The following is a 12,369-nucleotide window of genomic DNA, read 5'->3' as shown; positions in this document are numbered from 1 at the left end:
AGGTGTCGCAGGTTCGAATCCTGTCTTCCCGATAGTATATTAAAAGAGTCTAATGATGTCATTAGATTTTTTTTTATAATTTACAAGAAAAAAGAGCTTGCGCTCTTTCCAACTTTATTTATTTCGCAGTTCAACATAACGGTTATACCATATTTTGATATATTCCTCTGAAAAAGGACCTTTGTTTTGGTTTATCCAATCTACTAGTACTTTTACATTTTCTTTTAAAATATAGTCAATGTCATCTGAATAGTGCATTTTTTCTTTATGTTGCTCATATTCTTCAACATCTAACAATTTCTTTTCACCATTTGTAAAGACCTTGACATCGAGATCATAGTCGATATATTTTAAGGCCTCTTGGTCGATGTGAAAAGGACTTGCTAGGTTACAGTAGTAAGACACACCATTGTCACGGATCATGGCGATGATGTTAAACCAATATTTTTTATGGAAATAAACAATTGCTGGTTCACGAGTGATCCAACGTCTGCCATCACTTTCTGTAACAAGTGTATGATCATTTACTCCAATAATTGCATTTTCGGTTATCTTTAATACCATGGTGTCACGCCAGGTACGGTGTAAACTGCCATCATGTTTATAACTTTGAATTGTAATAAAGTCGCCTTCTTTAGGTAGTTTCATAACTTACCAACTTTCTACAATCTAAGTATATCCTCTATATTGTAACATATTTTTTTAATTTTTTTCTTATTTTTCTATTTTATTTTCAATTTGATTTTTGAATGGGAATTTATGAATCTAAAAATTCTCTAATGGCTGATGTTATATCACTATAATCGTACCCTTTTCTGGCTAATGCTTGGGTTAAACGTTGTTTTAGGTCATAGCCTTCATATTTTTTACTGTATTTACGGTATTGTTTTTCTAATTCTTTTAGGATGAGCTCATTGGTTGTTTCTTCATCTGCTTCTAGTTCAAGATTTTGGAATGCAATTTTTGCTTGGTTGTATGCAAAACCTTTTGAAATGAGTCCTTGGATGATTTTCGTTTCAATGGCTTTTAATGGGTATTTTCCTTGGTATTTCTTTTGGAGTTTTATTGCGGTACGGCTAATAACTTCTGTAAAATCATAGTCAGCAAGAATTTCTTGAAGGATAATTTTTGGGACCCCTTTTTGTTGAATTTTTTGTTGTAATAAGACAGGGCCTTTATCGCCACTGAGGAGGTTGGCCTCTATCAGGTTTCTGGCATATTGACGATCATCTAACCACTTTTCTTCTTTTAGGTGTTGGACAACTTTATCAATAATCTCAGTATCAATCTCATATTTTGTAAGGTAGTCTCGGACTTCTTTTGTTGTTCGAGCTTTAAAGGAAAGATGGTAAAGGGCCAGGTTTTTACCATAGGAGTATTGTGCAAACTCTTGGATTTCTTTTAGCTCTTCTTCACTGATTTCTTTCTCTTTGGAAAGAAAATATTTGACGATGGTATCTTCTGTGATGTAAAGTTTTTGATCATTGTCTAATTCAAGAAGGTAGAGTCTTTTTTTCTTTTCTAGTTTTGTAATTTTCATATTTTTTCTTTTATCCAAACGCTTCAAAGGCAGCAACGAGTCGAAGTTTATGTATATCGACCTGATCTCTTCCATAATAGTCAAGAAATAGTTCAGCGTATTTAGGATCTTGTAGGTTATAGTTGAGGGACCAAACTGCCCAAAAGAGGTCGATATGCCGGTCACTGAAATCAGCCAAACCAAGATCAATAAAGCAAGAGAATTGGTCAGCATCTTTTAGAATAAAGTTCGGTAGACAGGCATCCCCGTGAATAAAGGCATCTGTCTTTAAAAGGTGCCCATGTTCTTGGATGAGTTGGAAGGCCTCTTCGCGACTGTTGATTTGGAATTGGGGTAGGAGCGCCTTGGCATAGAACTCACCTTTTTCATAGTTTTTCAAGGCTCTTTCTTTATAGGCTTGTAAATGATTATCTGATGGAAAATTTTTCGGATTTAAGCTGTGAAGCTTTTTAAGAGCCTCTGCCATGGTACGGCAGATTTTTTCTGGCTGGTCTAAAAAAGCGAGAGCATCATGGCCAATAGCCTCTTTAGTCAGGAGGTAGTCTTTATCTTTAGATAGATATTCGATAACTGGAGTTCCCAGTCCTTTGGTTTCAAACCACCTTGCAATGCTAGCTTCTCGCTCTAATCTTCCCTTTTGATCTATTTTCAAGTAGTAACCTGAATCAAGATAGAGAACCCTTGCGCCTGAATGAGAAGAGCTATCAGAAAGAGTTGCTCCCTCTATATAAGTTCGTAATTGCTCAGGAAAATCCAATGGGGAGAAATGAGATGTCTTTGTATTCATGGTTTTATTGTAACATATTCTTAACCATTGAGAAACTACGTGGTATAATAGACTTATGAGTCTTAAAGTCAAACAAAAAATTCCATTAAAAATCAAGCGTATGGGGATAAACGGGGAAGGTATCGGATTTTTCCAGAAAACCCTTGTTTTTGTTCCAGGAGCCCTCAAGGGTGAAGATATCTTCTGCCAAATTACAAGTGTCAAGAAAAATTTTGCGGAAGCCAAACTCTTATCTGTGAATAAAGCGTCTAAGTATCGGGTGACACCCATGTGTGATATCTATGAGACCTGTGGGGGCTGTCAAATCATGCATTTGAAGTATGACAAGCAGCTGGAGTTTAAAACAGATTTATTGCAACAAGCCTTGAAAAAGTTCTCACCTGAAGGCTTTGAACAGTATGACATTCGGCCAACAATCGGAATGCAGGAGCCTCTTTACTATCGGGCCAAATTGCAATTTCAAACAAGGAAATTTAAAGGCCAGGTCAAGGCGGGTCTCTATGCTCAAAATTCACATTATTTGGTAGAATTAAAAGATTGTTTGGTTCAAGATCAGGTTATTCAAGCGATTGCCAATGATTTTGCGGATTTATTGACTTACTATCAGATTCCAATTGCTGATGAGCGTAAAGAACTGGGTGTCAGAACTATGATGGTTCGACGAGCTCGGAAGTCTGGTCAGGTTCAGATAATTGTGGTCACCAGTCGGCAGATTAATTTAAAGGATTTAGTGGAAGACTTGGTTAAGAAACACCCTGAGATTGTCACCGTTGCTGTTAATAAAAATACGTCTCGCTCCAGTGAAATCTATGGTGAACAAACACAGATTATTTGGGGTGAAGAGGCTATTCTTGAAGGCGTTTTGGATTATGAATTCTCCCTCTCTCCTCGAGCCTTTTATCAACTGAATCCGGAGCAGACTGAAGTCTTGTATAGTGAAGCGGTCAAGGCTTTGGATGTATCGCCAGAGGATCATCTAATTGATGCCTACTGTGGGGTTGGAACGATTGGGTTTGCTTTTGCTAATAGAGTGAAAAGTGTTCGGGGGATGGATATCATTCCTGAAGCGATTGAAGATGCCAAATACAATGCTAAACGGATGGGATTTGATAATACCCACTATGAAGCTGGGACGGCTGAGGAAATTATTCCCCGTTGGTACAAAGAAGGCTATCGAGCAGATGCAGTCATTGTGGATCCACCCCGTACGGGTTTAGGGGCGAAATTGATCGAGACCTTATTGCACTATGCACCTGACAAGATGGTCTATGTCTCTTGTAATGTATCGACTTTGTCAAGAGATTTGGTAGCTTTGACAAAGGTCTATCGGGTTGAATACATTCAATCAGTGGACATGTTTCCACATACGGCAAGGACAGAGGCTGTCGTGAAGTTAGTGAAGAAGTGAAAATGAACGAAATGAGTAAAGGAAATAGGAAAATGGACAATGTTATTGATGTATCGATTCCAGTTGCTCAAGTCATTGATCAACATCCGGAAGTATTGGACTTGTTGGTGGAGTTGGGCTTTAAACCCTTAGCCAATCCGATCATGCGCAATACAGTTGGGCGCAAGGTTTCTTTGAAACAAGGATCAAAATTAGAAGGTACTCCTATGGAGAAGATTGTGCGAACACTAGAGGCTAATGGCTATGAAGTGGTGGGGCTAGACTAATGAGTGATGAACGAATTCACGTCTTAAGAGATATCTTATTAGAGCTTCATCATGGAGCTTCCCCTGAATCGGTTCAGGAACGGTTTGATGCGACCTTTGCAGGAGTTTCTGCGATTGAGATCTCTCTTATGGAGCATGAACTGATGAATTCAGATGCAGGGGTTACTTTTGAAGATGTTATGGAGCTTTGTGATGTCCATGCCAATCTCTTTAAGAATGCTGTTCAAGGGGTCGAAGTAGCAGATACTGACCACCCGGGCCATCCTGTTCAAATCTTTAAACAGGAGAATCTAGCCCTTCGTGCGGCTATGATGCGGGTACGTCGTTTGCTAGACAATTATGAGACAACCGATGATCCTGAGATGATTCAGGAGATTCATAAGGGCTTGTTACGTCAGCTGGGCTTGGTGGGTCAATTTGACCGGCATTACCGACGCAAGGAAGAGTTGATGTTTCCGATTATGGAAAAATATGGGCATGATTCCCCACCAAAAGTGATGTGGGGAGTAGATGACCAGATTCGGGACCTCTTTGCGAAAGTTTTGGACACTGCCAAGGAACTGCCGGATTCTGGCATCTTAGAAGTCAAAGAGCTCTTTGAAGCCTTTGCGCAAGAGTTTGAGGCCATGATCTTCAAGGAAGAGTCGATCCTCTTGATGATTTTGCTGGAGGCCTTTACTCAGGATGACTGGCTCTTCATTGCAGAAGAAAGTGATGCCTATGGTTATGCCATTATTCTCCCAAGTGAGAAATGGGTGCCGAAACGCGTTGACTTCAAGGAGGAAGCGTCGAAAGAGTCAGAGGGTTCAACTGAACCGCTTCCTTCTTCAAAAGGCGATGAGCAACGTCAGGTCATTGAGACTCCTGAGGGGCAGTTGACGATTACCTTCACGCCTAAGAAAAAAGAAGAGAGCTTCGATCGCAAGCAGCCACAGGCTTTTGGCCATGGCTTTCTATCGGTGGAGCAAGCGAATTTAATCTTGAACCAGTTACCAATGGAGATCACCTTTGTCAATAAGGAGGATATTTTCCAATATTACAATGATGCTGCGCCTTTTGAGGAAATGATTTTTAAGAGGACGCCATCGCAGGTAGGACGCAATGTTGAGCTGTGTCACCCACCGAAATATTTGGAGAAGGTCAAAGCCATCATGCAGGGGCTTCGTGAAGGGAAAAAAGACAAGTATGAAATGTGGTTCAAATCAGAATCGCGTGGGAAATTTGTCCATGTCACCTATGCAGCCGTGCGTGATGAAGCTGGAGAGTTTCAAGGAGTCTTGGAATATGTTCAGGACATTCAACCTTATCGGGAGATCGATACGGATTTTTATAGAGGAATGGAGTAAAGATGAGTTACGAAACAGAGTTTATGAAAGAGTTTGAGGAGTGGATCAAGACTCAAGTCATGATCAATGAAATGGCTCTCGAAGAAAGTAAGAAGGTTTTTGATGAAGATCAGGATGAGCGAGCTAAAATTGCTATGATTCGCTATGAAAGCCGTTTGGATGCGTATCAGTTTTTGCAAGGGAAGTTTGAAAATTTCCATGCTGGAAAAGGATTTCATGATTTACCAGATGGCCTCTTTGGTGAAAGAAAATACTAGAAGGTGATTATTGAAGGCGTTTTACTAGCTAGATTTACCTGAAAATCGAGCAATGACTTGATTTTTTAGGGGATTGTGTTACAATAAAAAAGTTGAAATGACATCAACGGATTATTGAATGGAATAATGGTGATGAAACCTTGTTGCCTTAGGGATTGATCACTGAATTTAGGAGGAAAAATGGCAAAGAAGAACGTAAACCGTGCGAAACAATACAAACATCAAAATAGACATCTTTTGAAAAAAGCTGTCGCAACTGTAACTGCAGCTGTGAAAGAAGCACCTAAAAAGGTTGAGAAAGCTACAAAAGCAGTGGCGAAAGAAGTGAAACAAGCGGCTTCTTCAGTGGAAGAATTTGCTGCAAGTTTGGAAGGTGTGGCACTTGATCGTGCGCAAACATTCTATGATGAAGGTATTCGCTCTGTTGCGGACTTCGCAAACTGGACAGAAAAAGAGTTGTTGGCCCTTAAAGGAATCGGCCCAGCTACGATCAAGAAATTGCAAGAACTAGGCGTTAAATTTAAATAATCGCTTTTGTGATTTCTTGCTATTTCAAGGAAAACTTGCTAAAATGAACCTATTAGAGGTGTTTTGAATCCCACATTTTACAGAAAGTGGCGGTGCTGAGAAGTCCACAAATGTGTCAAAACTGGTTGCTAATGGATAAAAATGAAATAATAATGTCTTTTTGTTTTAAAGACGAGAGATGCGGGCTCTGCCCGAAATTGGGTGGTACCGCGGATCAACACATTCGTCCCTGTCAGATTAATGACAGGGACGATTTTTCTTTTACACCCCTAGCCAAAGGAGGTTGTCATGAAACAATCTTTTAACACCAGTAAACTCTACTATGGTTTTCCTATCTTCATCTTGGGGTATCAGGACCAGAACTTTGAGCACAATATCACAACCTGCAGTTCGTCTTATAGTCTGGGAGATTGGCTGGTCATCGGTGTTGGTGCTGAGGAAAATGCGGCAGACCAGATTAAGCATTATCAACAGTTCACTGTGAACATCCCTGATGAAAACTTTATGCTGGAGATGGAGCAGGCTGGCTTTATCAGCCATCGGGAGAAGTTGGATCACTTAGGGCTGGACTATGAGATTTCTGAACGGACCCAGGCTCCGATTTTGGAGGCCTGTCCAGTCGTATTGGATTGCCAGGTAGATCGGATTATTGAGGAAGATGGCATTTGCCATATCTTTGCAAAGATTCTTGAGCGACTGGCTGATCCAGAACTCTTAGATGATAAGGGGCATTTTAAAAATGACCGTTTTGCACCGACCTACTTTATGGGGGACGGCCATCAGCGCGTTTATCGTTATCTGGACGATCGAGTCGACCCCATGGGAAGCTTTATGAAGAAAGCGAGGAAGAAGAATGACAAGAGCTGAACTGCCAGAAAGAATAGAAACCGAGTGTCTGGTCTTGCGAGTCCGAACAGTGGCGGATGTAGAGGATATCTTTGACTATGCTAGTCGTCCAGAAGTCTCTTACCCAGCAGGGTTTCCACCTGTCAAGACCTTGGAAGATGAGATTTATTACCTAGAACATATCCTTCCCGAACGTAATCAAAAGGATAATCTCCCAGCAGGCTATGGAATCGTGGTCAAAGGGACCGATACAATCATCGGCTCTGTTGATTTTCCTCATCGCCACGAAGATGATGTGCTGGAGATTGGCTATACCTTGCACCCAGACTATTGGGGCCGGGGTTATGTACCCGAAGCAGCGCGTACCTTGATTGATTTAGCTTTTACAGAACTAAACCTACACAAGATAGAATTGTCTTGCTTTGGTTACAACCTTCAAAGTCAACGAGTCGCTGAGAAGCTTGGTTTCACCCTTGAAGCACGCATAAGAGACCGTAAAGATGCCCAAGGCAATCGCTGTGATGATTTGAGATACGGCTTGCTGAAGAGTGAGTGGGAGGTGGATTGATGCATGTTTTCATCATTGGAGCTCCAGCTGCAGGGAAAATGACCATTGGTCAGGAACTTTCGAAACTCACCGGTGCGACTCTCTTTTTCAACCATCAACCAATTGATTTCGCACTCGAAATCTATCAGGATTTTACGGAAGAAATGTGGGAATTTGTTCGTAGCGTTAACTTTTCTTTTCTTGGAACAAGCGCCAGGCATCATCGGTCGGTGATTTTAACAGGTGTAACTGATTTTTCAAATCAATACCATCTGATGTATTTGAAGAATATTCAAGATTTATTAAATGAGTATCATCAAGAGATTCTCTTTGTTGAATTAGAAACGTCTCTTGAGGAGCGCTTACGTCGCAATCGAACGGAGAATCGGTTGAAATACAAACCCTTGAAACGGAATTTTGAGGTATCTGAAAGAGAAATTTTAGAGACTGATAAAACAGATCAACTTAATTCTCAAAAGCAACCGAGTGGCCTTCACCACTACCTGAAAATTAATAATACGAATCTGTCTGCAGAAGAAGTCGCAAAGCAGATTCAAGAAAAAATGAAAACAATAGAGAAAGGACACACACATGTCTAAAGAACTTTCACCTAAATATAATCCAGCCGAGGTTGAGGCTGGTCGTTACCAAAAATGGCTTGACGAAGATGTTTTCAAGCCTTCTGGCGATAAAAAGGCTAAGCCTTATTCAATCGTTATTCCACCACCAAACGTAACTGGTAAACTTCACCTTGGTCACGCTTGGGATACAACTTTGCAAGATATCATCATCCGTCAAAAACGGATGCAAGGTTTCGATACGCTTTGGCTTCCAGGTATGGACCACGCAGGTATTGCTACTCAAGCTAAAGTAGAAGCGCGTTTGGCTGAAGATGGCATCTCTCGTTATGACCTTGGTCGTGAAAAATTCCTTGAGAAAGTCTGGGAATGGAAAGACGAATATGCGACGACTATCAAGCAACAATGGGGCAAGATGGGGCTCTCTGTAGACTATTCTCGTGAGCGTTTCACCCTTGACGAAGGTCTGTCAAAAGCTGTTCGTAAGGTCTTTGTAGAGCTCTACAAGAAGGGCTGGATCTACCGTGGTGAATTTATCATCAACTGGGATCCGAAAGCCCGTACAGCCCTTTCTGATATCGAGGTTATTCACAAGGATGTGGAAGGTGCCTTCTACCACATGAACTACATGTTGGAAGACGGTTCACGTGCCCTTGAAGTAGCAACAACACGTCCTGAAACCATGTTTGGGGATACAGCCGTAGCGGTTAACCCAAATGATGATCGTTATAAAGACTTGATTGGTCAAAATGTTATCTTGCCAATCTTGAACAAGCCAATCCCAATCGTAGGGGACGAACACGCAGACCCTGAATTTGGTACTGGTGTGGTGAAGATCACTCCTGCCCATGACCCTAATGACTTCTTAGTTGGTCAACGTCATAATCTTCCGCAAGTGAACGTCATGAACGATGATGGTACTATGAATGAATTAGCTGGTGAATTCAATGGCATGGACCGCTTTGAAGCTCGTAAGGCTGTTATCAAGAAGTTAGAAGAAATTGGTGCCCTTGTTAAGATTGAGAAGATGACCCACTCAGTTGGTCACTCAGAGCGTACAGGGGTGATGGTTGAGCCACGCTTGTCTACGCAATGGTTCGTGAAGATGGACCAATTGGCGAAAAATGCCATTGCCAACCAAGACACAGATGATAAGGTTGAATTTTACCCACCTCGTTTCAACGACACCTTCCTTCAGTGGATGGAAAATGTCCACGACTGGGTGATCTCTCGTCAGCTCTGGTGGGGTCACCAAATCCCAGCTTGGTACAATGCTGAGGGTGAAATGTACGTTGGCGAAGAAGCGCCAGAAGGTGACGGATGGAAACAAGACGAAGATGTCTTGGATACTTGGTTTAGTTCAGCCCTTTGGCCATTCTCTACTATGGGCTGGCCTGATGTCGACTCAGAAGACTTCAAACGTTACTTCCCAACGTCAACCTTGGTAACAGGTTACGATATCATCTTCTTCTGGGTGTCTCGTATGATCTTCCAATCATTGGAATTCACAGGACGCCAACCATTTAAGAATGTTCTTATCCACGGCCTTATCCGTGACGAGCAAGGACGCAAGATGTCTAAATCTCTTGGTAACGGGATTGACCCAATGGATGTTATCGAGAAATACGGTGCCGATGCCCTTCGTTGGTTCCTTTCAAACGGTTCTGCACCTGGTCAAGATGTGCGCTTCTCTTACGAGAAAATGGATGCTTCATGGAACTTCATTAACAAGATCTGGAACATCTCTCGCTACATCCTCATGAACAATGAAGGATTGACCCTGGATGCGGCACGTGAAAATGTAGCTAAAGTGGCTGCTGGTCAAGCAGGTAACGTGACAGACCGCTGGATTCTCCACAACCTCAACGAAACGATCGGTAAGGTCACTGAAAACTTCGATAAGTTTGAGTTTGGTGTGGCTGGTCACATCCTCTACAACTTCATCTGGGACGAGTTTGCGGACTGGTATGTTGAGTTGACCAAGGAAGTGCTTTACAGCGATAACGAGGACGAAAAAGTCATTACTCGTTCAGTTCTTCTTTACACCTTGGATCAAATCTTGCGTCTCCTTCACCCAATCATGCCATTTGTGACTGAAGAAATTTATGGCCAAATCTCTGAAGGAACGATCGTGACTGCGGAATACCCAGTGGTTCGTCCAGAGTTTGAAAACGAAGAAGCAGCAGCCGGCGTTGAAGCTCTTAAAGATGTGATTCGCTCTGTTCGTAACTCACGTGCAGAAGTGAACGTAGCGCCAAGCAAGCCAATCACTATCTTGATTAAGACAAGCGACAGCAAGCTTGATGCCTTCTTCAATGATAACGTCAACTACATCAAACGCTTCACAAACCCAGAACACTTGGAAATTGCAGCAGATGTCAAAGTACCTGACTTGGTTATGTCAAGCATTATCACAGGCGCAGAAATCTACTTGCCACTCGCTGACCTTCTCAATGTCGAAGAAGAATTGGCTCGTCTTGAAAAAGAATTAGCCAAATGGCAAAAAGAACTCGACATGGTTGGTAAGAAGCTCTCTAACGAACGCTTCGTAGCCAATGCCAAACCAGAAGTCGTCCAAAAAGAACGCGACAAACAAGCCGACTACCAAGCGAAGTACGATGCGACTGTTGCACGTATTGAGGAGATGAAGAAGTTGGTGAAATAAACACAGAAACACGGCGGTATGCCGTGTTTTTTGTATGATTCTGTAAGAGAAAAAGTTTAAGCAACCTATTTTTAGACCATTTTCCAGAAATAATCGATGATATAGGTGAGACCGTAAGTGTAGATGACGAGGGTGATGGGTTTGCAGAGGATGATGATGGTCATGTAGCGTTTGAAGGTCATATTGGTCAGACCTGCCAGCATACAGATGAAGTCGGCGGGACTGACCGGCCAGATCATCATGAAGATAAAGAAGCGATCGAACCGCTTGCCTTCATTGAGCCAGCCAATGTACTTGTCGTAGGTCTTCTGACTGACCATGGATTGGACGAACTTAGGCCCGTACATTCTGGCTAGGTGGAAGATAATGGCACAGCCAATCACGATCCCGATGTAGTTGTAAATGGTCCCAATGATGTGGCCATAGATAAAGACACCAGCGACAGATGTCAGGGCGCCAGGAATAATAGGGACCACTGTTTGAAGGATCTGAAGAAAGATAAAGAGAGGTGGTCCAAAGATGCCTGCTTGGAGAATAAAAGCTGACAAGGTTTCTTTGGATTGAAGGATGCCAGAAAAGTAGGCCCAGATACAAAAGGCCAAGGTCCCAAGAGCCCCAATGATGGACGACCAATTAATGATGCGCTGGAGAAGAGGGGATACCTCCCTCAATTTTTTTTCTTTTGTTATCATAACTCTTCCGCGTAGTTTTTTCTTCTACTATACCATTTTTTTGTCTATTTGTAAGCTCTGGTGATGGAGGTGATGAAAGCCTTAAAAGATGGTATAATGATGTAATTGAGGCTCGAATTAGCATCATAGATATTAGAGGAGGATGTAGTGGAAGAATATATAAATTTATACCATCAGAAATTATGGGAAATAGCTTTTACGAATGTACGAGATACTTTCGTCAATCAAAATACAATTTTCTGGGGACTATTAATTTATTTCAGTTATGTTATGTTTGATCTATTAGCTGGGAATAAAAAACGTGTCCTGATTGTTACTTGTATTCCTTTTGTCTTATTCTTTCTTAGTATGGGTGCGGAGTATCTATACAGTTATGATAAAATCATGAATCCGAAATCAGATTATAACAATGAATGGAGTTTTGAAGGGTTAAAACGTGACACCGTTTTACCTATGATTGAGAATATTGATAAAATTCCCATAGCCAGTGTTGATGGAAAATTAAAAAGACAAGATATTATCCTATTTGCGGTATCTAATCCAACATATTATGATGCGTTGTTTGGAAAAGCATCCATGTTGCTATCAGGTCGACAGCAGGTTGGAAATGACTTTGTGATTGTTTTGGTTGGATATGAAGTGAAAGATGATAGTTGGCAATCTGTAGATATTCGTATTGCACCAAGTGTTGAAGAAAGTGATTTTCAGAAATTTTCTAAAGTGCTTCATATCGAAAGAGAAGAAAAAGTAGGTGCTACTAGTATTGTTAGCGACCTTCAATTCATATATTATAAGAATTCGCAGGAAGAAAAGAATGGAAAAAAGTCCAAATTGTGAATAAAACGGCTCTCCACTCTAACATCAGAACTTTCCATTTTGGAAAGTTTTTTTGTCTAGAAAAAGTAACGG

The 12,369-nt window shown here is 41.4% G+C and carries 14 protein-coding genes; 10 read left to right on the top strand and 4 right to left on the bottom strand.

Features of this window, described 5'->3' with window-relative positions; genetic code table 11:
* Positions 1-114: 114 nt before the first annotated feature.
* The 3 genes from HMPREF2832_RS01245 to HMPREF2832_RS01235 all read right to left on the bottom strand — a co-directional run bounded on the left by HMPREF2832_RS01245 (position 115) and on the right by HMPREF2832_RS01235 (position 2,327).
* Positions 115-648 (bottom strand): nucleoside tri-diphosphate phosphatase, encoded by a 534-nt coding sequence (locus tag HMPREF2832_RS01245; RefSeq protein WP_013903172.1) that lies wholly within the window; start codon positions 646-648, stop codon positions 115-117.
* Positions 649-757: 109 nt separating this feature from the next.
* Positions 758-1,540 (bottom strand): recombination regulator RecX, encoded by a 783-nt coding sequence (gene recX / locus HMPREF2832_RS01240; protein ID WP_070505296.1) that lies wholly within the window; start codon positions 1,538-1,540, stop codon positions 758-760.
* Between the two features lie 10 nt (positions 1,541-1,550).
* The gene (locus HMPREF2832_RS01235; protein WP_049498318.1) at positions 1,551-2,327 is read right to left on the bottom strand and encodes an aminoglycoside 3'-phosphotransferase; all 777 of its coding nucleotides are present in this window, start codon (positions 2,325-2,327) and stop codon (positions 1,551-1,553) included.
* Between the two features lie 55 nt (positions 2,328-2,382).
* Here HMPREF2832_RS01235 and rlmD point away from each other — a divergent pair, with 55 nt between their 5' ends.
* From rlmD to HMPREF2832_RS01185, 9 genes are all read left to right on the top strand, one after another.
* Positions 2,383-3,735, top strand: coding sequence for a 23S rRNA (uracil(1939)-C(5))-methyltransferase RlmD (rlmD, locus tag HMPREF2832_RS01230; RefSeq protein ID WP_049474394.1), 1,353 nt, complete (start codon positions 2,383-2,385; stop codon positions 3,733-3,735).
* 32 nt (positions 3,736-3,767) lie between these two features.
* The gene (locus tag HMPREF2832_RS01225; RefSeq protein WP_003005810.1) at positions 3,768-4,001 is read left to right on the top strand and encodes a DUF1858 domain-containing protein; all 234 of its coding nucleotides are present in this window, start codon (positions 3,768-3,770) and stop codon (positions 3,999-4,001) included.
* Positions 4,001-5,347, top strand: a complete 1,347-nt coding sequence (locus HMPREF2832_RS01220) for a DUF438 domain-containing protein (RefSeq protein ID WP_070505295.1) — start codon at positions 4,001-4,003, stop codon at positions 5,345-5,347. The genes HMPREF2832_RS01225 and HMPREF2832_RS01220 overlap by 1 nt, the downstream gene beginning before the upstream one ends.
* 2 nt (positions 5,348-5,349) lie before the next feature.
* Positions 5,350-5,604, top strand: a complete 255-nt coding sequence (locus HMPREF2832_RS01215) for a DUF1912 family protein (protein ID WP_013903179.1) — start codon at positions 5,350-5,352, stop codon at positions 5,602-5,604.
* 180 nt (positions 5,605-5,784) lie between these two features.
* Positions 5,785-6,132 carry a helix-hairpin-helix domain-containing protein gene (locus HMPREF2832_RS01210; protein WP_049483451.1) on the top strand — a complete coding sequence of 116 codons (348 nt, stop codon included), beginning with the start codon at positions 5,785-5,787 and terminating at the stop codon, positions 6,130-6,132.
* 288 nt (positions 6,133-6,420) lie between these two features.
* Positions 6,421-6,999, top strand: coding sequence for a flavin reductase family protein (locus tag HMPREF2832_RS01200; protein WP_003014318.1), 579 nt, complete (start codon positions 6,421-6,423; stop codon positions 6,997-6,999).
* On the top strand, positions 6,986-7,546 hold the full coding sequence (locus tag HMPREF2832_RS01195; RefSeq protein ID WP_070505294.1) for a GNAT family N-acetyltransferase: 561 nt from the start codon (positions 6,986-6,988) through the stop codon (positions 7,544-7,546). The genes HMPREF2832_RS01200 and HMPREF2832_RS01195 overlap by 14 nt, the downstream gene beginning before the upstream one ends.
* On the top strand, positions 7,546-8,124 hold the full coding sequence (locus HMPREF2832_RS01190) for an AAA family ATPase (RefSeq protein WP_041826242.1): 579 nt from the start codon (positions 7,546-7,548) through the stop codon (positions 8,122-8,124). Before HMPREF2832_RS01195 ends, HMPREF2832_RS01190 begins: the two co-directional genes overlap by 1 nt.
* Positions 8,117-10,768, top strand: a complete 2,652-nt coding sequence (locus tag HMPREF2832_RS01185) for a valine--tRNA ligase (RefSeq protein ID WP_070505293.1) — start codon at positions 8,117-8,119, stop codon at positions 10,766-10,768. The genes HMPREF2832_RS01190 and HMPREF2832_RS01185 overlap by 8 nt, the downstream gene beginning before the upstream one ends.
* Before the next feature lie 71 nt (positions 10,769-10,839).
* Here HMPREF2832_RS01185 and HMPREF2832_RS01180 read toward each other — a convergent pair whose 3' ends face one another.
* Positions 10,840-11,460 carry a TVP38/TMEM64 family protein gene (locus HMPREF2832_RS01180; protein WP_070505292.1) on the bottom strand — a complete coding sequence of 207 codons (621 nt, stop codon included), beginning with the start codon at positions 11,458-11,460 and terminating at the stop codon, positions 10,840-10,842.
* Positions 11,461-11,607: 147 nt separating this feature from the next.
* Between HMPREF2832_RS01180 and HMPREF2832_RS01175 the strand changes: the two genes are divergently transcribed.
* Entirely contained in the window at positions 11,608-12,297 is a 690-nt protein-coding gene (locus HMPREF2832_RS01175; protein WP_148131334.1) for a hypothetical protein, read from the top strand.
* Positions 12,298-12,369 lie beyond the last annotated feature (72 nt).

It is taken from the genome of Streptococcus sp. HMSC073D05 (assembly GCF_001812015.1).
In the GTDB taxonomy this organism is placed as follows: Bacteria; Bacillota; Bacilli; order Lactobacillales; family Streptococcaceae; genus Streptococcus; species Streptococcus parasanguinis_D.
Note: the sequence above shows the minus strand (reverse complement) of the source record. Positions and strands in the feature narration are given on the sequence as shown.